The sequence below is a fragment of the Mycobacterium palustre genome (assembly GCF_002101785.1).
In the GTDB taxonomy this organism is placed as follows: Bacteria; Actinomycetota; Actinomycetes; order Mycobacteriales; family Mycobacteriaceae; genus Mycobacterium; species Mycobacterium palustre.
Genome location: NZ_LQPJ01000064.1, coordinates 42,965 through 66,446, shown reverse-complemented (window position 1 = coordinate 66,446; position 23,482 = coordinate 42,965). Strand labels below are relative to the sequence as shown.

General features: G+C 68.8%; 23 protein-coding genes. 11 read left to right on the top strand and 12 right to left on the bottom strand.

The features are described from left to right. Positions 1-6 precede the first annotated feature (6 nt). Positions 7-849, bottom strand: coding sequence for an enoyl-CoA hydratase (locus AWC19_RS05480; protein ID WP_085077058.1), 843 nt, complete (start codon positions 847-849; stop codon positions 7-9). A 220-nt stretch (positions 850-1,069) separates the two neighbouring features. Here AWC19_RS05480 and AWC19_RS05475 point away from each other — a divergent pair, with 220 nt between their 5' ends. Beyond that, positions 1,070-1,327 carry a hypothetical protein gene (locus tag AWC19_RS05475; RefSeq protein ID WP_085077057.1) on the top strand — a complete coding sequence of 86 codons (258 nt, stop codon included), beginning with the start codon at positions 1,070-1,072 and terminating at the stop codon, positions 1,325-1,327. Positions 1,328-1,476: 149 nt separating this feature from the next. Here AWC19_RS05475 and AWC19_RS05470 read toward each other — a convergent pair whose 3' ends face one another. Both AWC19_RS05470 and AWC19_RS05465 read right to left on the bottom strand, forming a co-directional pair. Beyond that, positions 1,477-2,484, bottom strand: a complete 1,008-nt coding sequence (locus AWC19_RS05470) for a dihydrodipicolinate synthase family protein (RefSeq protein ID WP_085077056.1) — start codon at positions 2,482-2,484, stop codon at positions 1,477-1,479. A gap of 44 nt (positions 2,485-2,528) precedes the next feature. Beyond that, entirely contained in the window at positions 2,529-3,326 is a 798-nt protein-coding gene (locus AWC19_RS05465; protein WP_085077055.1) for an SDR family NAD(P)-dependent oxidoreductase, read from the bottom strand. 139 nt (positions 3,327-3,465) lie between these two features. On the opposite strand from AWC19_RS05465, the gene AWC19_RS05460 reads away from it, so the two are divergent. Beyond that, positions 3,466-4,272, top strand: coding sequence for a TetR/AcrR family transcriptional regulator (locus AWC19_RS05460; RefSeq protein WP_085077054.1), 807 nt, complete (start codon positions 3,466-3,468; stop codon positions 4,270-4,272). A gap of 14 nt (positions 4,273-4,286) precedes the next feature. Here the strand turns inward: AWC19_RS05460 and AWC19_RS05455 are convergent, their stop codons facing one another. Both AWC19_RS05455 and AWC19_RS05450 read right to left on the bottom strand, forming a co-directional pair. Next, entirely contained in the window at positions 4,287-5,180 is an 894-nt protein-coding gene (locus AWC19_RS05455) for an enoyl-CoA hydratase/isomerase family protein (protein WP_085077053.1), read from the bottom strand. Next, positions 5,177-5,872, bottom strand: a complete 696-nt coding sequence (locus AWC19_RS05450) for a hotdog family protein (protein ID WP_085077052.1) — start codon at positions 5,870-5,872, stop codon at positions 5,177-5,179. Before AWC19_RS05450 ends, AWC19_RS05455 begins: the two co-directional genes overlap by 4 nt. A gap of 133 nt (positions 5,873-6,005) precedes the next feature. Between AWC19_RS05450 and AWC19_RS05445 the strand changes: the two genes are divergently transcribed. From AWC19_RS05445 to AWC19_RS05420, 6 genes are read left to right on the top strand one after another with little or no spacing between them, the layout of a single operon-like run. Continuing rightward, entirely contained in the window at positions 6,006-6,821 is an 816-nt protein-coding gene (locus tag AWC19_RS05445; RefSeq protein WP_085077051.1) for an enoyl-CoA hydratase/isomerase family protein, read from the top strand. Between the two features lie 19 nt (positions 6,822-6,840). Further along, positions 6,841-7,653 (top strand): enoyl-CoA hydratase/isomerase family protein, encoded by an 813-nt coding sequence (locus AWC19_RS05440; protein WP_085077050.1) that lies wholly within the window; start codon positions 6,841-6,843, stop codon positions 7,651-7,653. Beyond that, a complete protein-coding gene (locus AWC19_RS05435; protein ID WP_085077073.1) occupies positions 7,650-8,453 on the top strand; it encodes an enoyl-CoA hydratase/isomerase family protein in 804 nt (267 codons plus the stop codon). The genes AWC19_RS05440 and AWC19_RS05435 overlap by 4 nt, the downstream gene beginning before the upstream one ends. Next, positions 8,450-9,925, top strand: coding sequence for a class I adenylate-forming enzyme family protein (locus AWC19_RS05430; RefSeq protein ID WP_085077049.1), 1,476 nt, complete (start codon positions 8,450-8,452; stop codon positions 9,923-9,925). Before AWC19_RS05435 ends, AWC19_RS05430 begins: the two co-directional genes overlap by 4 nt. After that, a complete protein-coding gene (locus AWC19_RS05425; protein ID WP_085077072.1) occupies positions 9,915-11,456 on the top strand; it encodes a class I adenylate-forming enzyme family protein in 1,542 nt (513 codons plus the stop codon). Before AWC19_RS05430 ends, AWC19_RS05425 begins: the two co-directional genes overlap by 11 nt. After that, on the top strand, positions 11,449-12,981 hold the full coding sequence (locus tag AWC19_RS05420) for a class I adenylate-forming enzyme family protein (protein ID WP_085077048.1): 1,533 nt from the start codon (positions 11,449-11,451) through the stop codon (positions 12,979-12,981). Before AWC19_RS05425 ends, AWC19_RS05420 begins: the two co-directional genes overlap by 8 nt. 148 nt (positions 12,982-13,129) lie before the next feature. On the opposite strand, the gene AWC19_RS05415 is transcribed toward AWC19_RS05420, so the two are convergent. The 6 genes from AWC19_RS05415 to fabG all read right to left on the bottom strand — a co-directional run bounded on the left by AWC19_RS05415 (position 13,130) and on the right by fabG (position 18,641). Continuing rightward, positions 13,130-13,483 (bottom strand): Rv1352/Rv1906c domain-containing protein, encoded by a 354-nt coding sequence (locus tag AWC19_RS05415; protein ID WP_085077047.1) that lies wholly within the window; start codon positions 13,481-13,483, stop codon positions 13,130-13,132. A gap of 81 nt (positions 13,484-13,564) precedes the next feature. Further along, on the bottom strand, positions 13,565-14,266 hold the full coding sequence (locus AWC19_RS05410; protein ID WP_085077046.1) for a GntR family transcriptional regulator: 702 nt from the start codon (positions 14,264-14,266) through the stop codon (positions 13,565-13,567). Positions 14,267-14,269: 3 nt separating this feature from the next. Then, a complete protein-coding gene (locus tag AWC19_RS05405; protein WP_085077045.1) occupies positions 14,270-15,463 on the bottom strand; it encodes an acyl-CoA dehydrogenase family protein in 1,194 nt (397 codons plus the stop codon). Further along, positions 15,460-16,662, bottom strand: coding sequence for a CoA transferase (locus AWC19_RS05400; protein WP_085077044.1), 1,203 nt, complete (start codon positions 16,660-16,662; stop codon positions 15,460-15,462). The genes AWC19_RS05405 and AWC19_RS05400 overlap by 4 nt, the downstream gene beginning before the upstream one ends. Then, complete coding sequence (locus AWC19_RS05395) at positions 16,659-17,885, bottom strand: acetyl-CoA C-acetyltransferase (RefSeq protein WP_085077071.1); 1,227 nt, start codon at positions 17,883-17,885, stop codon at positions 16,659-16,661. The genes AWC19_RS05400 and AWC19_RS05395 overlap by 4 nt, the downstream gene beginning before the upstream one ends. Before the next feature lie 15 nt (positions 17,886-17,900). After that, positions 17,901-18,641, bottom strand: a complete 741-nt coding sequence (gene fabG, locus AWC19_RS05390; RefSeq protein ID WP_211284854.1) for a 3-oxoacyl-ACP reductase FabG — start codon at positions 18,639-18,641, stop codon at positions 17,901-17,903. A gap of 111 nt (positions 18,642-18,752) precedes the next feature. Between fabG and AWC19_RS05385 the strand changes: the two genes are divergently transcribed. From AWC19_RS05385 to AWC19_RS05375, 3 genes are all read left to right on the top strand, one after another. Further along, complete coding sequence (locus AWC19_RS05385) at positions 18,753-19,925, top strand: acyl-CoA dehydrogenase family protein (RefSeq protein ID WP_085077070.1); 1,173 nt, start codon at positions 18,753-18,755, stop codon at positions 19,923-19,925. Between the two features lie 38 nt (positions 19,926-19,963). Beyond that, complete coding sequence (locus tag AWC19_RS05380) at positions 19,964-20,392, top strand: pyridoxamine 5'-phosphate oxidase family protein (protein WP_085077042.1); 429 nt, start codon at positions 19,964-19,966, stop codon at positions 20,390-20,392. 136 nt (positions 20,393-20,528) lie between these two features. After that, a complete protein-coding gene (locus tag AWC19_RS05375) occupies positions 20,529-22,388 on the top strand; it encodes a fatty acyl-AMP ligase (protein ID WP_085077041.1) in 1,860 nt (619 codons plus the stop codon). Here the strand turns inward: AWC19_RS05375 and AWC19_RS05370 are convergent. Next, complete coding sequence (locus AWC19_RS05370; RefSeq protein ID WP_085077040.1) at positions 22,378-23,472, bottom strand: phosphotransferase family protein; 1,095 nt, start codon at positions 23,470-23,472, stop codon at positions 22,378-22,380. The two genes, AWC19_RS05375 and AWC19_RS05370, sit on opposite strands and share 11 nt — an antisense overlap. Positions 23,473-23,482 lie beyond the last annotated feature (10 nt).

The following is a 23,482-nucleotide window of genomic DNA, read 5'->3' as shown; positions in this document are numbered from 1 at the left end:
CGAACGCTAGGCGTCGGTCGAGTTGAGCGAGGGAAACTGCGGGGGCCGCTTCTGAAGGAAGCTGGTGATGCCCTCGATGACGTCGGGCCGCGGCATCGCCTCGTGCAGCAGCACCTCCGCGCGCGCGGTGGCGTCCGTGACGTCGCGAGTGGCGTCGCCGTATACCTGCCTCTTGATCACGGCCATTGAAGCCGGCGAACAGTTTTGGGCGATGTCGTGCGCGTAGTCCAGCGCGCGCGCCATGAGGTTTTCGGGCGCGACGACCTCCTTGACCAGGCCGAGCTGGGCGGCTTCCTCGGCCAGAAACGTGCGACCGCTCAACAACAGGTCCAGGGCGACGCCCCACGTCGTCAGGCGCGGCAGGATCCAGGAGATGCCGAACTCGGCGATCAGTCCGCGGCGGGCGAACACCGCGGCGAACTTCGCCCCCGCGGCCGCGAACCGGACGTCGCACATCAGCGCCAGGGTCAGCCCGATGCCGACGCAGGCGCCGTTGATGGCGGCGATGACGGGCTTGCGCAGCGTGGTGACGAAATGAGGGGGGCGTTCCCCCACCAGCTCGGCGAGATCGGCCTGACCCGCCCGCTCCATGGTTTCGCCGTACGTGGCGGCCGAGCTCGGGGTGCCCAGATAGGCGCCGGCGCAAAAGCCCCTGCCGCTTCCGGTCAACAGCATCACCCGGATCCTTGGGTCGGCCTCCGCGCGGTCCACCGCGGCGTAGAAACCGGCGGCGATGTCGGGGCCCCAGGCGTTGAGGCGCTCCGGGCGGTTGAAGGTCAGGATTGCGACGCCGCCTTCCGTGGCCTCGTAGCGCACCGCGTCCTCGGAAGCACCGTCGCTGCCGGACATCTCCCGCGGCACCTCCTCAACGCTCGGCCTGCCTTGTACGCATACTGTATACCTATCGGTAGCGCATTCCACAACCGCCGTCAGGCGCCCGCGAACCGCGACCTAACAGCGATTTTCGGGCCATTGAGCGCCGCGGTCCGGCTTCGGGTTTGAGATCGCGTACCGGCGGGTTACCGGGGGGAAACCGTTACCTGAAACGCTCGGCCGGTAGGAGGACGAAATGGGCTCGAAGGCACCCGCGGTGGTTCACCGCCTACGGCAGGCGCGCGCGGCGGCGCTGCGGGTCGAGCTGGCGGTGACGGGCGCACAGATTCTGTTCTGGGCGGCCCTGATCGGGCTTCTCGCCGGCCTGGCGTTGCGGTGGCGGCATCACCGAACCCGAAGGGAAGCACCTACGCCGAAAGAAGCAGACGCCGCGGCGCCCCCGCCCACCACTGACGCGGTGGTGAGCGCCGCGTCGACAACGCGTTTGCCGTGAACGCGCCGCCGGGAAGACGCCCTGGCGAAGAGGTCATCGGCCCCGCCGGGCGCAAGGAAGCGCGCGAGCGACCCGAACAGTAGGGCGCCGGCGAAAGGACCCGATCACACGGTGGCCGGGTCTTCTTGTCGTGCAGGCGGTTTGGTGCGCTATCCCTCGATGAGGCCCAGGCGGCGATAGGCGTGCTCGATCTGCGTCTTGGCCTCGGCCGGCAATTCCGCCTGCGGCGGCCGGGAATGCGGGTACCCGCCGATCGGCAGTCCCAGCAGCGAGGCGGCGTACTTGAACGCACCGCCCCAGTGGGTGAAGTAGTCCGCGCGCCCCGGGTAACACGTCCACCACGATCCGACGTCGAGATCGAACTGGTCGAGGCCCGATTCGCGCCCGTAGTCCATCGCCTCCAGCAGCTTGTCGCTTTGCACCAAATCCCAGTACTCGGAGAACAATCGCCGCTCCGGCGTTTCGAACAGGTAGCCCGCCGTGCCCAGCTGCGCCGGGCAGACGATCCCGTCGCGCAGCCATCCGGCGCGGTACACCGTCCGGTCGCATTCCCAGAGCGCCAGACCGGGCGCCAACTGGTGCAACAACCGGCTGTTGGCGGGCCGGAAGGCGCCCTCCTTGGTGGCGCACACCGCGGGCACCTCGTCATAGATGCGTGCGCTTTCGGCCGCGGTCAGGACGTAGCCGGAGGACGGGGAATTGAACATGCCCAGGGCGATGTCCGTGCGCGCGGCGACGTACTTGAAGAACCGCAGCACGCCCTCGCCGCCGTGGGCCTCCATCATCGGCGTTTGAATGTAGGCGATGTCGGCCCCGGCTTGCTGGGCGTGCAACGTCAGGTCCAGGCAGTCCTTGGCCGACATGGCCGCGGTGCAGGCCTGCACCACGAGGTCGGGATTGAGGCGGCGCCCCTCCTCGATTGCCACCTCCAGCAAGCGTTTCCGCTCGTCAAGGGTCAGCGACCAGAACTCGGCAATGCCGCTGGTGCACCACAACATCGGGTGCCCGAGGTCGCCGACGCAATAGCGCACCAGCGTCCGATAGGCCTCCCAGTCGATGTCGTCGCCGTCGTCGCCACAAAACGGGGTGTAGAGGGAGTCGCCGATTCCACGCAATGCCGAGCGCGCCCATGCCCGCGCCTCACTCGCCACTGCCACAGTCGACTCCTCCTGTCGCCCAATGGATTTGCTCGGTCCGGTGGTTAGATGAAGTCCGAACCACCGTCGACGTTGACGTTGGCGCCGGTCATGTAGGAGTTGCGCCGCGACGCGAGGAACGCGACGACCGGGCCGATCTCTTCCGGCAGGCCGGCCCGGGGCATGTGCGCCGGATGACCGAAGTGCTCGGCGATGGCGCCCATCAACGCATACGGGTCGTTGCCGTCGACACCGACGGACGTCGCCCACCCGACCAGCGACTCCGACGCGATGCTGCCCGGCGACACCACGTTGACCAAGATCTCGTCCTTCGCCAACAGCAGCGACAGGTTTTTCGACACGCTGGTCAGCATCGATTTGGCGGCGGTGTAGGCGGGCAGCATCACGCTCTGGCGCTGCGTCGAGTGGGCCGAGAAGTTCACGATCCGCGCCCATTTCGCCTTGCGCAGCAGGGGAAGTGCCGATCGGACGCACCGCACCATCCCCAGCACGCCGTCCTCGACGGATTGCCGCCACTGCTCGTCGGTGAGGTCCTCGAACGTGCCCGCCGCGCCCGGCCCGACCGTGTTGATGAGCACGTTGAGTTCGCCGCCCCAGCGCTCACCGAGCTCGGCGAACACCTCGTCGACCGCCGAGGCGTCACCGATGTCGGCGACCAGCCCGAGCGCGTCCGGGCTTCCCCGGCCCGTCAGATCCGCAGCCGCCGAATCGAGGGCATCGCGGGAACGGCCGACCACCGCGACGCGGGCGCCGTCGTCGGCCAGGCAACGGGCCGCCGCCAAACCCATGCCGCGGCTGCCGCCGACCACCACCGCCGCGGCGTTCGCCAGCCCTAGATCCATCTGCCCAGCCGTTTTACCAAAAAGCCTACGATAGGTATTACAGTAGCAGACGGAAACCGCGACGACACGCCCGCGTACCCGCAGGTCAGGGTAAGCGGACGGCAGGTTCAACGATACCGGCCGGCCGAGACAGAGCTTGATGGAGGTGCCCGTAGTGGCAAAGCAGGCAACCGCCGAAAAGCGTCAACGGCGCGAACGCGGGTCCATCAATCCCGACGACATCATTACCGGCGCTTTCGAACTCGCCGAACAGGTGTCGATCGACAACCTGAGCATGCCGCTGCTCGGCAAACATCTCGGCGTCGGCGTCACGAGCATCTACTGGTATTTCCGCAAGAAGGACGACCTGCTCAACGCGATGACTGACCGCGCCCTGAGCAAGTATGTCTTCGCCACACCCTACGTAGAGGCCGCCGACTGGCGCGAAACGCTGCGCAACCACGCGCGCTTGATGCGTAAGACGTTCATGGGCAACCCGATTCTGTGCGACCTGATTTTGATTCGGGCGGCCCTCAGCCCTAAGGCGGCGCGGGTCGGCGCCCAGGAGGTGGAGCGGGCGATCGCCAACCTGGTGGAGGCCGGCCTGTCACCCGAGGAGGCGTTCGACGTGTACTCCGCGGTGTCGGTTCATGTCCGCGGATCGGTGGTGCTGCATCGGCTTTACGAGAAGAACCAGGCGTCGGACAGCGGATCGCGCGCCATCGAGGCCGCGGTGGCGATCGATCCGACGACCACCCCGCTGATCGCCCAGGTGACAGGGCAGGGGCACCGCATCGGGGCACCCGACGAGACCAATTTCGAGTTCGGCCTGGATTGCATCCTCGACCACGCCAGCAGTCTGATCGAGAAGAACGCCAAGGGCGGCAAGTCGGCGTCGTCGCGGCAGCGCAAGGCGTCCAAGCCGGCCGCGCAGCGGAGGCGAACCGGGGCCGCGGCGGTGCGCTAGCCCGAACGGCCTTGTCAGGCTTGGTCTTTCGGCGGTTCCGGCACGTGGAAGTGCTCGTCGCGTAACCGGAACGCCTCCTTGGCGCCGTGCTCCGCGCGCGTCTTGACGAAGTTGAACTCACCGGGGGCGAACTGCAGGTTGGTGCCGAAGGCGTGGAACAGGTAGCTCGCGACCTCTTCACCGTGGTAGGCCTGGGTCTGTTCGACGAGGCGGAACGCCTCCTTGGCTATCACGACTCCGTCCGCGGGCATCTTCGCCGCCTTCTCGGCCCAATACCGCGCGCGTTTGGTGACCGAGCCGGGATCGCATGTGTCGGTGAAGATTCCGAGGTGCTCGATCGAGCCGGCGTCGACGATGTCACCGGTCAGCAGCAGGCGCCGGGCCAGCACGGGCCCCAACCGGTGGAAGAACATGTGCAGGCTGCCGAGCGCGGGGCCCAGGAACCGGGTCGCCGGCATCCCGATCTTGGTGTCGCGCGCGATCACGGAGATGTCGGTCATCAGCGCCATCTCGAAGCCGCCGCCGAGTGCGTAGCCGGCGATCTCGCCCACCGTCACCTTGGGGAAGCCCATGAAGTTGTGATAAAAGCCAAAAGACTTGCGGTCCACCGTGAGTCGTCGCCGCTGGCTGGGGCGGCGCTTGGCCTGGTCGTCGCTGCCCGGGCCGTACCAGCCGTAGGCGTTGTTCATGTCGGCCCCGGTGGAAAACACTCCCCCGGCCCCGCGCAACAGCACGACGGTCAGGTCGTCGTCGTCGGCCACGCGATCCAGACACCGGGCGATCGCCTCGCGCATGCCGGCGTCGTAAGAGTTGCGTTGCTTGGGGTTGTTCAGCGTGATCGTCGCGATGCGCCGGTCGCGCTCGACCTCGAAAAGCACCCGATCGTCGCAAGCGTCAGAGGCGGTCATGCGTCGGCCTCCTTTCGCCGCCTGCCGAACCGGAACCCCGTCAGTTTGTCCGGGGGCGACGCCAGCGTGTCGACCTCGCCGATGCACAGCACCTCGTCGTCGAGCAACAGCCGCGCCGTCGCGGACACGCCACGCTCGGTTTGCGAGCGCACGATGTCGAAGCGCAGCTCTGTCAACAGCGGGGTCGGGCGGCGGAAGGTGACGGCCAACGACCGCGTCTTGCCGGAAAGGCCGGTGACGCAACTGTGGTGCTGGATGACGCAATCGAAGAAGACGCCCAGAAAACCGCCGTGCACCAGCCCCGGCGGCCCTTCGTAAACCAGCGGAAAGGACACGGTCCCGCCGGCTTTCGCGGCGTCGAGGTGGTCGAACCGGTACTCGGGAAAGCACGGGTTGTAGGCGCCGATGTCGGTGGCGTGGTTGAGGTAGACCCGCCGGGGGTCGTCGGGGATCTCGCCGATGCGCGGCGCGTTGTCGGTGGGCGCCGCCGCCGCCAGCTCGCCCTCCCATTCGCCGAATTTCGCCAGCATCGCGTCCACCGCGGGGTGGGGGCGCTCGAGGGACAGCAGCAGCGAGCTGATCCTGCGCATGGCGCCGGCGGCGGCGACGGTCTGGGCCAGTGGCGCCTCGCCGAATCTGGCCTCGCCCGTATACGTCGGAGCCGGCACGCCCAGCCCCTCCTCGAAGGCCATGCTTTTCCTCTTTTCGCCCGGTTGCACCCGGCTTATTTCCGTCGTCAGCGTTTCCTTGCTAACTTATACCTGTATCAATCGTATTGCCTACTGTATGGGTAACCGTATCGGCGGAGAAAGGCCGAATAGGCTCATGAGTCACGAGGCCGACCCGGACGGCGCCGAGGGTTCGGTGACCACGCGCCGGGACGGCGCGATACTGCGGATCACCCTCGATCGCCCCTCCCGACGTAACTCGTTGACACACTTGATGATCGGCGACTTGGTCGACGTTTTGACCCGGGCCGCCTCCGACGACTCGTTGCGCGCGATTCACCTTTGCGGCGCCGGGGACGATTTTTGCGGCGGCGCGGACTGGCTGGCCACCAACGACGGGCAACGTCCGCGCACGGGCGACCTGGTGCGGCGGATACCCCACGGCGCGCACCGCGTCGTCGAGCTCGTGGGAAGCGTTCAGCTGCCGGTCGTCTGCAGCGTGCGCGGCTGGGCCGTCGGATTCGGCTGCAACCTGGCGCTGGCCGCCGACTTCACCGTGGCCGCCTCCGACGCCGTCTTCTGGGAACCGTTCGTGGACCGGGGTTTCAGCCCGGATTCGGGTTCCACCTGGCTGCTGCCCCGGCTGGTCGGCCTCGCACGGGCCCGGCGCATGCTGCTGCTCGGCGAGAAGGTGAGCGGGACCGACGCGGCCGACTGGGGGTTGATCCATCAAGCGGTGGGCCGCACCGAGGTCGACGACACCGCCGAAACGCTGCTGCAGCGGCTGGCCGAAGGGCCGACCGTCGCGATCGGGCTGGCCAAGCAGGCACTGGGCTTCGGGCAGCACACCACACTGAGCCAGTCCTTGAACCAAGAGCTGTTCAACGTCGAGCTTTCGTGTCGGACAAGCGATTTCAAAGAGGGGCTCGCGGCGTTCCGGGAACGACGCGCGCCCAGGTTCCGCGGTCGGTGACCTGGCAGGAGGAACACGCATGCCCGCTGACTCATTCGAAACCGTCAAGTACGAAGTCGACGCGCACACCGCCACGATCACGCTGAACCGCCCGGAGGCCCTCAACGCGCTCAGCCCGCACATGATCACCGAACTCCGCGCCGCCTACGACGAGGCCGAGAACGACGACGACGTCTGGCTGCTCGTCGTCACGGGCACCGGCCGCGCCTTTTGCGCCGGCGCGGACGTCAGGGAAATCCCCGCCGACGGCAAGGTCATCTACGAACGGCCGTACCTGTCGACCTACGACCAGTGGGAGGCGCCGCAGGAGGGCACGCCGCCGTTCCGCCGGATGGCCAAGCCGATATTGACCGCCGTCAACGGATTGTGCTGCGGCGCGGGCCTCGATTGGGTCACCACCTCCGACATCGTCATCGCATCCGAGCGGGCGACGTTCTTCGATCCACACGTCAGCATCGGCCTGGTGGCCGGCCGCGAGCTGGTGCGACTGGCCCGGGTGCTCCCCCGCTCAATCGCCCTGCGGATGGCGTTGATGGGTAAGCACGAACGGATGGGCGCCGAGCGCGCCTACGAACTGGGGTTGATCAGCGAGATCGTCGAACACGACCGGCTCCTCGAGCGCGCGCACGAGATCGCCGGCATCGTCAACTCCAATGCGCCGCTGGCCGTTCGGGGCACCCGGTTGGCGATCCTCAAGGGCCTCGAGGTGCCGCTGCACGAAGCCGAGATGCTCGCCGAAGCATTCCGCGAGCGCGTCCTGCGCACCGAGGACGCGCTTGAAGGCCCCAAGGCCTTCGTGGAAAAGCGCGCCCCGGAGTGGCGGTGTCGATGAACGAGCAGGTGAGCGCGCGCTTCGAGACCATCCTGCTCGACGTCGACGCGGCCGACCACGTCGCCACGATCACGCTGAACCGGCCCCAGCAGCTCAACGCGTTCAACCGCACCATGTGCGAGGAGATGGCGCAGGCGTGGCGCGCGGTCAAGCTCGACGAGTCCGTGCACGCGGTGGTGCTGCGGGCGGCCGGCAGCCGGGCGTTCAGCGCCGGCCTGGACGTCAAGACGCCGTACGGGCAGCCGAAAGACGTGTGGAACCACGAGGATCCCGGCGAATCGCTGAGCCCGAAGTGGCAGAAGATGTGGAAGCCCGTGGTGTGTGCGGTGCAGGGCATGTGCACGGCGGGCGCCTTCTACTTCGTCAACGAATCCGACGTGGTCATCTGCTCGGACGACGCAACGTTTTTCGACTCCCACGTGTCGGCGGGGCTGGTGTGCGCGCTCGAACCGATCGGCCTGATGCGCCGCATCGGCCTGGGCGAGACGCTGCGCATGGCGCTGATGGGCAACGACGAACGCGTCGGCGCCGACACCGCGCTGCGGATCGGCTTGGTGTCCGAGGTGGTCCCCGCCAACCGGCTGTGGGACCGCGCCCACCAGATCGCGGCGACCATCGCCGCCAAGCCACCGTCGGCGACGCAGGGCACGGTGAAGGCGATCTGGGAGTCGCTGGACAAGCCCTACCGGGCCGCGCTGGAGCAGGGCCTCATCTACACCAGGCTGGGCAACCCGCTCGGCACGGCCGAGCTGGCCGCCCAAGAAAAGCGGGGCCCGGCAACCCGACCCCAGATTCGATGACGGCCCGACACCCGCTCAGCCAGCGCATCGCCGATGTGGTGAATTTGCGGCCCGGCGCGCGCGCGATCGAGTATGACGGCCAATGGATTTCGTGGGTGCAAGTCGGCCGCGCGGCACGGCGCGCCGCGCCGGTGGCGGCCGACCATCCCGGCGGGATCGGCATGCTGCTGCGCAACCGTCCCGGGCAGGTGGCGGCCTTTCTCGGCGTGCTGCTGGGCGGCGGAACCGTCGTCGCCATCAACCCCACCCGCGGCGACGACCGTACCCGCGCCGACATCGCCGCGCTGCGGCTGCCGCTGATCATCGGCGAAGCAGACGACCTGTCGACGCTCGTCCCGCCCGGAACGGCGACGCTGGCGATATCGGGATCCCTTGACGACGCCGACGGGCCCGCCCCCATCGTCGACGAGCCCGCCGCCCACGCCGTGGCGGTCCGAATGCTCACCAGTGGAACGACCGGCCCGCCGAAGCGGATCGACCTGAGCTACGACATGCTGGCGCGCAGCGTCATGGGTCCCCAACCCGAGCGCACCCCCGCCCCCACCGAGCTGCGGCGCGGCGTCGCGATCGTCAACTCACCGCTGGTGCACATCGGCGGAGTGTTCCGGGTGCTGCAATGCGTCGTGGAGGCTAGACCCTTTGTGCTGCTGGAACGATTCGAGCTCACCGCATGGGCGGCGGCCGTGCGCAAGCACCGGCCGCGCACGGTGTCACTGGTGCCGGCCGCGTTGCGGACCGTCTTGCACTCCGGTCTGACCCGAGCCGACCTGAAGAGCATCCGCGCGGTCACCTGCGGCACGGCACCGCTGTCGGCCGACGATGCCGACGCGTTCACCGACAAGTACGGCATACCGGTCCTCACCTCCTACGCGGCAACCGAATTCGGCGGCGGAGTGGCCGGGTGGACGCTACCCGACCACCAGAAGTACTGGCGAACCAAGCGCGGCAGCGTCGGCCGCGCCAACCCCGGCGCGCGGCTGCGCGTGGTCGACGACGACGGCACGCCACTGGCGCCCGACCAGGTCGGCCTGCTGGAGGTCAAACCGGCACAGCTAGGTCCGTCGGCGGACTGGATGCGAACCACTGACCTGGCGCGCATCGACGCCGACGGCTTCGTATGGATCGTCGGGCGGGCCGACCAGGCGATTATCCGCGGCGGGTTCAAGGTGATGCCCGACGACGTGCGTGCCGCGCTGGAAGGCCACCCCGCGGTGGCCGGGGCGGCCGTGGTGGCCCGACCCGACGAGCGGCTCGGGGAGACACCGGTCGCGATGGTGCAGTTGCGCGAGCCCGCGTCCGCCGACGCCGAGGGGCTCGTCGACTATCTGCGAACACGGTTGGCGGGCTACGAAATTCCCACCGAGATCGCGATCGTGGACGACATCCCGCGCACACCGTCGGGCAAGGCCGACCTCGGCGCGATCCGGCTTTTCTTCGGCACTGCCGCCAAGCAGCGTGACCATGCCCGGTGACTCCCCCACGGTCGCCGAGATCGTGCGGCGTCAGGCCCGCTCACGGGGCGAGCATCCGCTGCTCGTCTGCGACGATGACCGCATCAGCTACGCCGAGGCCGATCGCCGCTCGGCCGAGCTTGCGCGCGGCCTGATTGCCAGCGGGGCCGGCAAGGGCACCCACGTCGGGCTGCTCTACCCGAACGGCACCGAGTTCGTCGTCGGCATGCTGGCCGCGGCACGTATCGGCGCCGTGGTCGTCCCGTTCTCCACCTTCGTCACCGCGCGCGAGCTGCGCGAGCAGCTGGTCCACTCCGACGTCGAAATCCTGTTGACCACCGCGGCGTTTCGTTCCCATGACTACGTGCAGCGGCTGAGCGAGGCGCTGTCGCATGCCGCCCCGGACGGTGACGAGCGGCTGTTTGTCACGGCGGCACCGCAATTGCGCCATGTGGTGGTCGATCTGGAGCGCCTCTACCGGCGTGGCGCGGGCGTCACCCCTGAGCTGTTGGCGGCGATGGAAGCCGACGTCGACGGCTGCGACGCGCTGGCCATCGTGTACACCTCGGGCTCCACGGCCGCGCCGAAGGGCGTGCTGCACACCCACGCCGCCCTGCTCGAACACCAACGAAATCTCAACACGATCCGCGGGTTGACGGCCTCGGACAAGCTGTTCTGCAACTCGCCGTTCTTCTGGATCGGCGGGTTCGCGTTCGGCCTGCTCGCCACGCTGGTGGCCGGGTCGACGCTGGTGTGCTCGAACGCCGTGGACCCGTCCGCAACGCTCGACCTGCTGGAGGCCGAAAAGCCGACAATGACAAACGGATTCGCCGCCGCGGTGGCTCACCTGGCCGACCACCCGAGCTTCGCCCGCCGCGACCTGTCGTCGATGCGGCGGGGCAACCTGTACCCGATCATGCCGCCCGACGCCCGACCGGCCGACCCGGAGCTGCGACACAACATGCTGGGGCTGACCGAGGCCGGCAGCGTGTTGCTCATCAGCGGCGACGAATCCGACCAACCCGAACGCCGCCGCGGGTCGTTCGGCAAGCCGGCGCCGGGGTTCGAAACCAAGGTCGCCGACCCCGACGCCGCGGGCGTCGGCGAGCTGTGCATCCGCGGGCCGTATGTGATGCAGGGGTATTACAAGCGAAGCCGCGAGGAGTGCTTCGACGCCGACGGCTGGTTCCACACGGGCGACCTGGTGCGCGTCGACGCCGACGGGTTCTACTACTTCGTCGGCCGGCGCGGCGCGATGATCAAGACGGCGGGCGCCAACGTCTCGGCCGCCGAGGTCGAGAACGCCATCGCGAGGGTCACCGGTGCGGAGGCTTACGTCGTGGGACTTCCCGACCCCGAGCGGGGTGAGCTGGTCGCGGCGGTCGTCGTCGAGCCGCGTCTCGACGAGGCCGCGCTGCGGCGGCGGCTCGCGTCGGAACTGTCGGCCTACAAGATCCCCAAGCGGTTCGTCGCCGTGCCCCGCGCCGAGATACCGCTGCTGTCCAGCGGCAAGGTCGACACCCGCCGGCTGACGAAGCTGTTCGATGCCTGACACCATCGACCGGCTCGTGAGGCGGCGCGCCGCCGAGCACGGCGACAAGCCGATGGTGATCGATCCGCAATCACGCGTCAGCTACCGCGAACTCGACGCGACCACATGCGATCTCGCGGCCGCCTTCCTCGAAGCCGGCGTCGGCAAGGGCACCCGGGTCGGGCTGATCATGCCCAACCGCGCCGCCTGGGTGCAGCTGGCCGTCGCCCTGACCCGCATCGGCGCCGTGCTGGTGCCGTTGAGCACCCTGCTGCGCGCCGGCGAACTGGTCGCGCAGCTGCGCACGGCGTCGGTCCAATTCGTGGTCGGCGTCGAGGAATTCCGCGGCCACCGCTACCTGGACGACATCGCCGCCGTGGCACCGAACGAGTTGCCCGCGCTACGCCAGGTTTTCAGCGCCGACCGCTTCGCCCGGGGCGGCGACGGGCGGATCGGCCCCATCGTCGACGCCATGGCCGAGACCGTCACCGCGGCCGACCCGCTCATCATCATCTTCACCTCGGGCAGCAGCGGGGCGCCCAAAGGGGTTGTGCACTCGCACGGCAGCGCGCTAGGTGCCGTGCGATCGGGCCTGGCGGCCCGCTGCATCGACTCCGACACCCGCCTGTACCTGCCGATGCCGTTCTTCTGGGTGGGCGGCTTCGGCAGCGGGATCCTGTCCGCGCTGCTGGCCGGCGCCACCTTGGTGACCGAGGAGACCCCGCGTCCCGAAACCACTTTGCGGCTGCTGGAGGCCGAGCGGGTCACGCTGTTTCGCGGCTGGCCCGATCAGGCCGAAGCGCTGGCGCGACACGCGGACCGAGTCGGCGCCGATCTTTCCTCGTTGCGGCCCGGCAGCCTGGACGCCCTGCTGCCCGCGGAACAACGCGCCCGGCCCGGCGCGCGGGCGACGCTCTTCGGCATGACGGAGGCGTTCGGACCGTACTGCGGCTACCCGGCCGACACCGACATGCCCCGAACGGCGTGGGGCAGCTGCGGAAAGCCCTTCGCAGGGACGGAGGTCCGCATCGTCGGCGCCGACGACACTCCGGTGCCCGCGGGCACGGTCGGGGCCATCCAGATCCGCGGGCCGCACATCCTGCGCGGCATCTGCCGGCGCAGCCGCGAGGAGCTGTTCACCCCCGACGGCTTCTACCCGACCGGCGACCTCGGCCACCTCGACGACGACGGATTCCTGTTCTACCACGGCCGATCCGACGACATGTTCAAGGTCAGCGGCGCGACCGTCTATCCCAGCGAGGTGCAGCGGGCGCTGCGCGCCATACCCGGCGTCGAGAACGCCTTCGTCACCAGCGTGCCCGGCGCCGAGGGCGAGCGGGTGGGCGCGGTGGTGGTGTGCGCCGACCCCACGCTGACGCCGGACCGGCTGCGCGAGTCGGCACGAAACCTGTTGAGCGCGTTCAAGGTCCCGACCGTGTGGCTACTGCTGGAGTCCGACGACGACGTGCCGCGCGGTGCCACCGGCAAGGCCGACGTCCGTCGGTTGCGCGACCTACTGGCGACGGACGGTCGGGTGATTGGATAGGCGCCTAGCCCGCGGCTTTGAGTGTGAACCCGCGGCTTTCAGTGTGAGCGCACGGTCGCGACACGCCGTGGAACCACGCCCTGTGTACACACCGAAAGCCGTCAGCGCACACGCGCCGTCCCGGAGACGGCCGTGCGCCGTGGCGCCCCTAGGGCACCCGCGTCCAGGGTTGACAGTTCTGCGACTCGAAGGCCTTCACCGAGGAGTTGATGTTCGCGAACATCGGACCGATTGAGGTATTCGTCTGAAGCACATGGTCCTTGCTGGCGTCCGGTGTGCTGTAGGTGAACCACGAGCACATCGAGTCCTGAGTCGGCACGTTGTTGATCCAAACGCCGAAGGCCGATCCCGAGCCGCCCGTGTGGTAGAGCCCCGGCGCGATATCGGGCCCGACGACAAAGACGCCGTTGCCCGGAATGGGGTCGAGCGGGTCGGCGATCGCCGGCGGCGCGACCGCGATCGCGACGGCAGCCGCAACGAAGACGGTGGATGCGCGAAGCATTCAAGGCACCTCTCTCCCGTTGTCACCCACCCCCATCGCAGCGTAAGCCCGAACGGCCTGGGCAACAACAGCTAAGCGCGCTCAGCGACGGGTCGGACGGCCCTCGTCGACCACCACCCCACGCGCGGTGAGGTGGTCGATCAACGGCCCCGCGCCGGCCGCGAGGTGCTCCGACATGGCCGCGCGGGCGAGCTCGGCGTCGTGCTTCTTGAGCGCGGACAAGATTCGCCGATGGTCCTTCATCGACTGGTCCGGCCAGCCCGCGATGTTGGGGAACACCGATTCCGGTGCGTAGCGGGTGATCTGCGACATCAGCTGGGCCAGCTTGGGTGAATCGGCGGCCACGTTGATGGCCCGATGGAACTCGTGGTTCAGCCGGACCGTCCGCTCGTCGTCGCCGGCCCTCCTCGAGCCATAGGCCTCTTCCAGCTGCGCCTGGATCTCCTTGAGCTCGCGCAACTGGTCGTCGGTGATATTGAGGGCGGCCCGGGCCGCCAGCTCGCCCCCGACGTAGCCCTGCACGTTCGCGACGTCGGTGACGTCGCGCCCGGTGACCGGCAGCACCATGAAACCGCGCCGCGGCCGCTGGTCGATCAAGCCCTCGGCGCGCAGGGCGAACAGCGCCTCGCGCACCGGTGTGACGCTGATGCCCAACTCCGCGGCCAGCTGGTCCAGGCGAACGTAGGAACCCGCGGCGTAGGTGCCGTCGAAAATCCGCCTGCGGATGAAGCGCGCGACGTCGTCGGAAAGCTGTGGGCGCGCGGCGAAACCGGGGACTGTCATCGGCTACACCTGGTACTCCGCGAGCAGCCGCTTGCTGATGATGGACTTCTGGATCTCGCTGGTGCCCTCCCCGATGAGCAGGAACGGGGCGTCGCGCATCAGCCGCTCGATCTCGTATTCCTTTGAGTACCCGTAGCCGCCGTGAATCCGGAAGCTTTGCTGGGTGACCTCCGAACAGAATTCGCTGGCAAGGTATTTGGCCATGCCGGCTGCGACGTCGTTGCGCTCACCGGAGTCTTTGAGCCGTGCGGCGTTGACCATCATCAGGTGCGCCGCTTCCACTTTGGTGGCCATCTCGGCCAGCTGGAACGCGATGGCCTGGTGCTCGGCGATGGGCTTGCCGAAGGTGTGGCGCTGCTGGGCGTAGCGCGCCGCGAGCTCGAAGGCGCGGATCCCGACGCCACAGGCACGCGCCGCCACGTTGACCCGGCCGACCTCGATGCCGTCCATCATCTGGAAGAAGCCCCACCCCGGGGCGCCGCCGAGAATGTCGTCGGCGCCGGCGTGGTAGCCGTCGAAGATCAGCTCGGTGGTGTCGACGCCCTTGTAGCCGAGCTTGTCGATCTTGCCGGGTATCACCAGCCCCGGCACGACTTCGCCGAAGCCCGTTGGCTTTTCGACCAGAAACGCGGTCAGGTTGCGGTGCGGCTTGTCGGCACCCTCGTCGGTGCGCACCAGGACCGCGATCAGCGTGGAACTGGCGCCGTTGGTCAGCCACATCTTCTGCCCGGTGATGGTGTAATCGCCGTCCGAATTCCGTTGGGCCCGGGTGCGGATCGCGGCGACGTCCGAACCCAGCTCCGGCTCCGACATGGAAAACGCACCACGCGACTCGCCCGTGGCCATCCGCGGCAGAAAGCGGCTCTTCTGCTCCTCGGTGCCGTGCTGGCGAAGCATGTAGGCCACGATGAAGTGGGTGTTGAGGACACCCGACACGCTCATCCAGCCCCGCGCGAGTTCCTCGACGCACAGGGCGTAGGTCAGCAGCGACTCCCCCAGCCCGCCGTACTCCTGCGGGATCATCAACCCGAACAGCCCCATCTCGCGCATCTGGTCGACGATGTGCTGCGGATAGGTGTCGCCGCGCTCGAGCTCGGGTGCGTTGGGGATGACCTCCTTGTCGACGAATCGCTTTACCGTGGCCAGGATTTCGGTCTGGAACTCGGTCAGCCCGAGGGTTTGGGCGAGTTTGGTCATGCGCTGGCCTCTCCTATCGTCTTGGCGCTCGACAGCCGCGCGATGTCGGCCGCCGAAAGCCCCAGGCACTCGGCGAGCACGGCGGCGGTGTCCTGCCCCAGCGCCGGCGCCGGCGCTGGGGCAGGATGGGTGCCGTCGAAGGCGGCCGGCAGGCCGGGGGCGAAATAATCTCCGACACCTGGCTGGTGCAGCCGCGAAAACAGCGGATTGGCCCGCACTTTGGGGCCCGCCGCGACGTCGGCGAAGCTGCGGTACCGCTCGAACAACACGGTGGTGTCCGACAGCGCGGCGGCGATCTCGTCGGCGGTGTGCTCGCTGAACCACGTGGCGAACAACCCGGACAGGGCGTCGCGGTAGCGGTAGCGGTCGCCCTCGGAGCCGAAGTCCACACCGAGCGCCTCGGCGAGCGCCGACACCGCCGCGCCGGTGCCGGTCACCTCGACGAGGTCGCGGAAGTGGCGTCGCGTCAAGGTGACAACCATGAATGCGGCCCCGTCGCGGCTGGTGAAATCCTGGCCGTACTGGCCGTAGATGGCGTTGCCCAACCGCTCGCGCTGGGTGCCGTTGACCTGGGGTTCGGTCAGCAGCCCGAGGTTTCCCGCGGTGGCCAGCGCGACGTCCTCCAGCGCCAGGCTGATCCGCGCACCCACCCCCGTCTGGTCGCGCCGGCGCACGGCGCTCACGACGGCCAGCGCGGCGTACAGGCCGCAGCACACGTCCCAGGCCGGCAGCACGTGGTTGATCGGGCCGCCGTGGTCGGCCGGGCCGGTGACGAGCGGGTACCCGACGCCGGCGTTGACGGTGTAATCGACGCCGGTGGAACCGTCGCCGCGGCCCAGCAGCTGGACGTGGATCACGTCGGAGCGCCGCGCGCGCAACGCATCAAAGCTCAGCCAGGACAACCCGGCGGCATTCGTGACGACGACGCCGTCGCCCTCGACGATGAGCCGCCGCACCAGTTCCTGACCCTCGGGTGACCGCAAGTCCACTGTGGCCGAGCGCTTTCCCTTGTTCAGGCCGGTCCAGTAGATCGACGCGCCGCTCGCGGCCAGCGGCCAGCGCTGCACGTCGGAGGCACCGCCGATCGGATCGACGCGGATGACCTGCGCGCCGAGCTGCGCGAGCGTCATGCCGCACAGCGGCGCGGCGACGAAACTGGACACCTCGACCACCGTCAGGCCGCTCAGGGGAGCGTTCATGTCGAGGCAACCCGCTCGAAGATCGCGGCAAGCCCCTGGCCGCCGCCGATGCACATGGTCTCTAACCCGTAGCGCGCCTCGCGGCGCGTCAGCTCGCGCGCCAGGGTGGCCAGCATCCTGCCGCCCGTCGCGCCGACCGGATGGCCCAGCGAGATTCCCGACCCGTGCACGTTGGTGCGGTCGTGGTCGGCTTCGCCGAAATTCCATTCGCGCATCACCGCAAGCGCCTGCGCGGCAAAGGCTTCGTTGAGCTCGATGAGGTCGATGTCGCTCAGCCGCAGGCCGGCCCTGGCGAGCGCGGCCTCGGTGGCGGGCACCGGGCCGATGCCCATGACGTTCGGCGCCACCCCCGCCAACCCCCACGACACCAGGCGGACCAGCGGGGTCAGGCCGTATTCCGCCGCCTTCTCCGGCGTGGTGACCACGCACATCGACGCCGCGTCGTTCTGCCCGCTGGCGTTGCCCGCCGTGACCGTTGCCCCCGGATCATCTTCTAACAGAACGGGTTTCAGCTTGCTCAGCGACTCCACGGACGTGTCGGCGCGGGGATGCTCGTCGGTGTCGACCAGCTCCTCGCCCTGGCGGGTCCGCACCGCCACGGGGATGATCTCCTCTGCGAACACGCCGTCCTTCTGCGCGGCCACCGCGCGCTGGTGTGAGCGGACCGCGAGCTCGTCCTGCTCGAGACGCGAAATGCCATACTGGCGGCGCAAATTCTCGGCGGTCTCCAGCATCCCGCCGGGCACCGGGTAGTGCTTGCCGCCGGCGGTGGTGCGGCCCCGCGCCAGCCCGTCGTGCACCCGGATGCCGCTCCGCGCGCCGCCCCATCGCATGTCGGTGGAGTAGAAGGCCACGTTGCTCATGCTTTCGCAGCCGCCGGCGACGACGAGGTCATGGCCGCCCGGTTCGCCGAACCCGACCTGCAGGCACGCCTGGATTACCGCCTGCAGGCCCGAGCCGCAGCGCCGGTCCACCTGCATGCCCGGAACCGTCACGGGCAGGCCGGAATCCAGCGCCACCACGCGCCCGATCGCCGGCGCCTCACTGCTCGGGTAGCAGTGGCCGAGGATGACGTCCTGCACCGCCTCGGGCGGGATTCCGGTTCGCTCGAGCAGCCCCTTGAGCGCGGTGACACCGAGGTCGACGGCGGTCAACGATTTGAACATCCCACCGTAGCGGCCGATCGGCGTGCGTACGGGCTCGCAGATGACGGTTGGGCGCATCTTCACCGCCTTCGCTCAGATGTGGCGGCCGCCGGTGACCTCCATCACCGTGCCCGTCATGTAGGAGGACAGGTCGGAGGCCAAGAACAACGCGACGCTGGCGACCTCGCTGGGCTCGCCGACTCGGCCCATCGGAATCTCGGCGACCTTCTGATCCCAAATGCGTTGCGGCATGGCCTCGGTCATGGCCGAGCGAATCAATCCCGGGGCGATGGCGTTGACGCGGACCCCGAGGTAGGCAAGCTCCTTGGCCGCGGCCTTGGTCATCCCCACGATCCCGGCCTTGGCCGCCGAATAGTTGGTCTGTCCGACCATGCCGACCTTGCCCGACACCGACGACATGTTCACGATGGCGCCGCGCTTGTTCTCCCGCATGATGGCCGCCGCCAGCCGCGTGCCGTTCCAGGTGCCCTTCAGATGCACCTCGATGACCTCATCGAACTGCTCCTCGGTCATCTTGCGCATCGTCGCGTCGCGGGTGATGCCGGCGTTATTCACCATGATGTCCAGGCCGCCGAAACGGTCGACGGCGGTGGCGATCAAGGCCTCGACGTCGGCGGCCCGCGTCACGTCGCACTGCACCGCCACCGCGACGTCGCCGCCGCCCAGCTCCTTCGCGGCGGCTTCGGTCGCGTCCAGGTTGAGGTCACCGAGGACCACGCGGGCACCCTCGGCGACGAACCGTTGGGCGATGGCAAAGCCCAAACCCTGCGCACCGCCGGTGACGACCGCCGTCTGTTTGTCCAGCAACGACACCTGAATCCCGCCTCCCTCTCGTCCGCTTCCCGGTCCGGCCCAATATCGTATTTCCTATAGGATCCGTGACGATCGCCGGGTGACCGACCGCCAGTAAGGAGCGTGCGCGTGATGTCCACCGCCGAAGCCCAGGAGGTTTCCGACGACGACTTCCGGGAGATCCTGGCCCAGACGCGGCAGTTCGTGCGCAGCGCCGTGGTCCCCCGCGAGCAGGAGATCCTGGCCGACGACCGGGTGCCCGACGACCTTCGCGAGCAGGCCAAGCAGATGGGCCTGTTCGGGTACGCGATCCCCCAGCGGTGGGGCGGCCTCGGCCTGAACCTCGTCCAAGACGTCGAGCTGGCGATGGAATTGGGCTACACCTCGCTGGCGCTGCGGTCGATGTTCGGCACCAACAACGGCATCGCCGGGCAGGTTCTGGTCGGCTTCGGTACCGACGAGCAAAAGGGCCGCTGGTTGGAGTCGATGGCGTCGGGCGACGTCGTCGCCTCCTTCGCACTGACCGAACCCGGCGCCGGGTCCAATCCGGCGGGCCTGCGCACCAAGGCCGTTCGTGACGGTGACGCTTGGGTGATCGCGGGCGAGAAGCGCTTCATCACCAACGCCCCGGTGGCGAACCTTTTCGTGGTGTTCGCGCGCAGCCGCCCGGCCGACGAAAAGGGCCCGGGCATCGCCGTCTTCCTGGTTCCCGCGGACGCGCCCGGCGTTCAGGTGAGCGCCAAGGACGCCAAGATGGGTCAAGAAGGCGCGTGGACCGCCGACGTCAACTTCGACGACGTGCGGGTCGGCGCCGACGCGCTGGTCGGCGGCAGCGAAGACATCGGCTATCGGGCCGCGCTGACGTCGCTGGCGCGCGGCCGCATCCACATCGCCGCCATCGCGGTGGGCGCCGCCCAGCGCGCGCTCGACGAATCGGTGTCGTATGCCGCCACCGCCACACAGGGCGGCACGCCGATCGGAAGCTTCCAGTTGGTGCAGGCCATGATCGCCGACCAGCAGGCCGGCGTGATGGCCGGCCGCGCTCTCGTCCGCGATGCGGCGCGGCTCTGGGTGACCAACGAGGACCGCCGGACCGCCCCGTCGGCGGCCAAGCTTTTCTGCACCGAAATGGCCGGCAAGGTGGCCGATCTCGCGGTGCAGGTCCATGGCGGCAGCGGCTACATGCGCGGCGTTCCCGTCGAACGCATCTACCGCGATGTTCGCCTGCTGCGCCTCTACGAGGGCACCAGCGAGATCCAGCGCCTGATCATCGGGTCGAATCTGGTGAAGACGGCGCAGCGCTAGCCGGGAATAGCGCACCGGCGCCGACGTTTTTAAGCGCCATGAGAAGCCTCAGCGAAACCGAACGCCAGGAATTCCTCGCCGACAAGCACGTCGCCGTGCTGTCCGTCGCCGCCACCGACGGGCGCCCACCCGCCAGCGTCCCGATCTGGTACGACTACACCCCGGGCGGCGACATCCGGATCGCGACGGGAACGTCCACCCGAAAGGCCCGGCTCATCGAGCGCGCCGGTGCCGTCACGCTCGTGGTCCAGCGTGAGGAGCCGCCTTACCAGTACGTGATTGTCGAGGGCACGCTCGTCGACAGGACCCACCCCGTTCCGCCCGGTGTGATGGAGGCCGTCGCCATTCGTTACCTCGGCGAGGAAGGTGGGCGCGCATTCGCCCAAAGCATGGAAGGCGTCGACGAGGTCCTCTACACCATCCGCCCGGACCGCTGGCTGAGCGCCGACTTCTCCGACGAGCTCTAGGCGGCCCGCAGACAGCTGCGCGCGGCCGCTGCGGTACCAACCGTGTGAGACGTGCGTCACAGCCGTTTCTTTGCGGTGACGGCCGACACGCAGCCCGGTAGCGCATGGAAGTTAGCTTTACTTCTATCCTCTGTGCATGGGTCGGGACCCCGTGATGAACAGTGCTGCTCAGCCTGCCTTGCCAGACATCAACGATTTTGTCACCGCCGACGGCAAAATCGTCGTGCCTGACGACGCGACGCTGACCTCGTATTTCGACCAAAACCGCGCGGCATATGGCGATTCACCGTCGTACCGGTTCATCGACTACACCAAGGACCTGGAGGGTCGCATAGTCGAACTGAGCTGGAATGGGCTGTGGTCGCGGGTCCGCGCGATCGGGGCCCGCCTCCAGCAAGTCACCGAGCCGGGCGATCGAGTGGCCATCCTCGCGCCCCAGGGTCTGGATTACGTCGCCGCGTTCTTCGGCACCGTGCACGCGGGTCGCATCGCCGTCCCGCTGTTTGCGCCGACGCTGGCCGGGCACGCCGAGCGGTTGACGGCGGTATTGGCCGACGCCCGGCCCACGGTGGTGCTGACCACCACGGCGGCCGCCGAGTCGGTCCGGGAATCGCTGGGCAGACACTCGGTGGGCGGCAGGGCGCGGCTGATCGCGGTCGACGCCGTCCCCGATACGCTCGCTGCGATGTTCGCCGATCCGGCGATCCGCGCCGACGACGTGGCCTATCTGCAGTACACGTCGGGTTCGACGCGTGTCCCGGCCGGCGTGGAGATCACCCATCGCGCCGCCTGCACCAACGTTTTGCAGATGATCCTGGCCGGCAACCTGGACCGGGGCATCCGCAGCGTCAGCTGGTTGCCGCTGTATCACGACATGGGCCTGATCATGATCTTGTTCCCGGCCTTGGGCGGCGGCGGGTACCTCACGCTGCTCGACCCGATGGCCTTCGTTCGTCGCCCCTTCCGATGGATCAAGGAGTTGAGCGCCGAGGCGGCCATGGGCCGCACCTTCGCGGCCGCCCCGAACTTCGCGTTCGACTTGACCGCCGAACGCGGTCTGCCCCCGGAGGGCTACACCATCGACCTGACCAACGTCGTCGGCCTGCTGAACGGGTCGGAACCGGTGACGATGTCGGCGATTGAGAAATTCATCAGCGCGTTCGCCGCCTACGGGCTGCCCGCGACGGCGGTCAAGCCGTCCTACGGCATGGCGGAGGCCACGCTGGCGGTCGCCACCATCGCCTTCGACGAGGCGGCCAGCGCCCTGTTCCTCGACCGCGCCCAACTGGGCGCCGGCCGCGCGGTGGTCGTCGCTCCGGACACCGAGGGCGCGGTCGCCTACGTCTCGTGCGGCCGGCCCATCCGCGACCTCTGGGCGGTGATCACCAGCCCCGACGGGGCCGAGGTGTCCGACGGGACCGTCGGGGAGATCTGGCTGCACGGCAACAACGTGGGTCGGGGTTACTTCGGCCGCGAGGAAGAAACGCAGCGCACGTTCGGCAACAAGCTGCAGTCCCGGCTCGACGAGGGCAGCCACGCCGAGGGCGCCCCGGACAACTGCTGCTGGCTGGCCACCGGCGACCTCGGCGTGTACATCAACGGCGAGCTGTACCTGACGGGCCGGATCAAAGACGTCATCATCATCGACGGTCGCAATCACTACCCGCACGACATCGAGACCACCGTCAGCCTGTCTTCGCCCGCCATCCGGAGCGGCTATGTGGCCGCCTTCTCGGTTCCGGCCGGCACCGTCGAGACACCGGGAGGCCATTCCGGCGAGCAACTCGTCGTCGTCGCCGAACGCGCCGCCGGCGTCGGCCGCGCGGACCCGGAGCCGATCGTGGCGACGGTGCGGGCGGCGGTATCCCGCGACCATCAGATCCGGGTCGCCGACGTCAAGCTCGTTGCCGCCGGGGCCATTCCCCGCACCACCAGCGGCAAGCTGGCCCGCAGTGCGTGCCGGGCCGATTACCTGGCGGGGCGCTTCAACCGATAGCCGATCCTCGGCCGAGCAGGTCCAGCGTCCCCAGGTCGCGGACGGCCCTGCACCCGCGGCGCAGCATGGTCAGCACCATGTCGTCACCGCGCTCGGTGGCGGTGGCGAACGCGAAGCCGAGCGCCGAGATCAGCAGCGCCTGGATCACTCCGAGGCGGTAGTCGCCCCAACACGTTTCGCGGTCATAGCCGGTGACGCCGTGGTTTAGGAGCGCGCGGTGATAGTCGTCAACCAGGGCGTTCTCGATGTTCAAGCGCAGCTCGGAGTCCAGGCTGGTCGCGGTGAAATACGCGAGATCTCTTGCGGGAAGGCCAACCCCGAGCGTCTGCCAGTCGACCACGCTCACCCAACGCTGGTCCGGATCGAACAGCAGGTTGTCAAGCCGATAGTCGCCGTGCAGCAGGGCGAACCGGTCGCGTTCGGCGAACAGCCACGGCGCCACCAAACCCATTGCGGCGACCAATGTCTCGCGGTCCTCGGGGCTCATCCGGTCACCCAGCTTGTCCAGGGTGATTTCGGCGCTCATCTTCGCCACCTCGCCCAGGCCCTGCGCGGCGGCCTCGTCGGGCCGCGGAAACGCCAGGCCCGGCAAGTCCAGCCAGTGGGGGTCGCACCAGCTGGGTCCGTGCAGTCCGGCCAACGCCACCACCGCGAGCCGCGCCTGCCGCTCGCCGCAGCCGGCGATCTGGTCGCCCTGCACCGCGGGCGCCTGGTCGGCGAGCAACAAAGCGTAATCCGCGGCGTCCTCGGTGATTTCGCAATAGAAGCACCGCGGAGTGGGCACCCGGACCCGGTCGGCGACCGTGGCGTAGAACGCGCACTCGCTGCGATAGCCGATGGTGACCCGGTCGCGCACGGTGTCGTCCTGCGCGGGCAGTTTGATCACGAAGGTCGCCGGCAGATCCCCGGGGTCGGTCGCGTACCGGGCGGTCACGCGGAACGTCGCCCCGGTCTGGCCGGTGCCGATGGCCGCGACGTCGACGTCGGAGACCTCGACCGGCGCGCGGCGGTCGCTGAGCGCGGCCGACAACCATGCGGCGGTCACGTCGGCGGGATACCGCGGAATCGACACCACAGCGCTCATGCGCGGCACG

Bases quoted from the DNA above. Each gene is read 5' to 3' on its own strand.
- AWC19_RS05480 (WP_085077058.1), bottom strand. From the start codon at position 849: ATGTCCGGCAGCGACGGTGCTTCCGAGGACGCGGTGCGCTACGAGGCC.
- AWC19_RS05475 (WP_085077057.1), top strand. From the start codon at position 1,070: ATGGGCTCGAAGGCACCCGCGGTGGTTCACCGCCTACGGCAGGCGCGC.
- AWC19_RS05465 (WP_085077055.1), bottom strand. From the start codon at position 3,326: ATGGATCTAGGGCTGGCGAACGCCGCGGCGGTGGTGGTCGGCGGCAGC.
- AWC19_RS05460 (WP_085077054.1), top strand. From the start codon at position 3,466: ATGGAGGTGCCCGTAGTGGCAAAGCAGGCAACCGCCGAAAAGCGTCAA.
- AWC19_RS05455 (WP_085077053.1), bottom strand. From the start codon at position 5,180: ATGACCGCCTCTGACGCTTGCGACGATCGGGTGCTTTTCGAGGTCGAG.
- AWC19_RS05450 (WP_085077052.1), bottom strand. From the start codon at position 5,872: ATGGCCTTCGAGGAGGGGCTGGGCGTGCCGGCTCCGACGTATACGGGC.
- AWC19_RS05445 (WP_085077051.1), top strand. From the start codon at position 6,006: ATGAGTCACGAGGCCGACCCGGACGGCGCCGAGGGTTCGGTGACCACG.
- AWC19_RS05440 (WP_085077050.1), top strand. From the start codon at position 6,841: ATGCCCGCTGACTCATTCGAAACCGTCAAGTACGAAGTCGACGCGCAC.
- AWC19_RS05435 (WP_085077073.1), top strand. From the start codon at position 7,650: ATGAACGAGCAGGTGAGCGCGCGCTTCGAGACCATCCTGCTCGACGTC.
- AWC19_RS05430 (WP_085077049.1), top strand. From the start codon at position 8,450: ATGACGGCCCGACACCCGCTCAGCCAGCGCATCGCCGATGTGGTGAAT.
- AWC19_RS05425 (WP_085077072.1), top strand. From the start codon at position 9,915: ATGCCCGGTGACTCCCCCACGGTCGCCGAGATCGTGCGGCGTCAGGCC.
- AWC19_RS05420 (WP_085077048.1), top strand. From the start codon at position 11,449: ATGCCTGACACCATCGACCGGCTCGTGAGGCGGCGCGCCGCCGAGCAC.
- AWC19_RS05415 (WP_085077047.1), bottom strand. From the start codon at position 13,483: ATGCTTCGCGCATCCACCGTCTTCGTTGCGGCTGCCGTCGCGATCGCG.
- AWC19_RS05410 (WP_085077046.1), bottom strand. From the start codon at position 14,266: ATGACAGTCCCCGGTTTCGCCGCGCGCCCACAGCTTTCCGACGACGTC.
- AWC19_RS05405 (WP_085077045.1), bottom strand. From the start codon at position 15,463: ATGACCAAACTCGCCCAAACCCTCGGGCTGACCGAGTTCCAGACCGAA.
- AWC19_RS05400 (WP_085077044.1), bottom strand. From the start codon at position 16,662: ATGAACGCTCCCCTGAGCGGCCTGACGGTGGTCGAGGTGTCCAGTTTC.
- AWC19_RS05395 (WP_085077071.1), bottom strand. From the start codon at position 17,885: ATGCGCCCAACCGTCATCTGCGAGCCCGTACGCACGCCGATCGGCCGC.
- AWC19_RS05385 (WP_085077070.1), top strand. From the start codon at position 18,753: ATGTCCACCGCCGAAGCCCAGGAGGTTTCCGACGACGACTTCCGGGAG.
- AWC19_RS05380 (WP_085077042.1), top strand. From the start codon at position 19,964: ATGAGAAGCCTCAGCGAAACCGAACGCCAGGAATTCCTCGCCGACAAG.
- AWC19_RS05375 (WP_085077041.1), top strand. From the start codon at position 20,529: ATGGGTCGGGACCCCGTGATGAACAGTGCTGCTCAGCCTGCCTTGCCA.
- AWC19_RS05370 (WP_085077040.1), bottom strand. From the start codon at position 23,472: ATGAGCGCTGTGGTGTCGATTCCGCGGTATCCCGCCGACGTGACCGCC.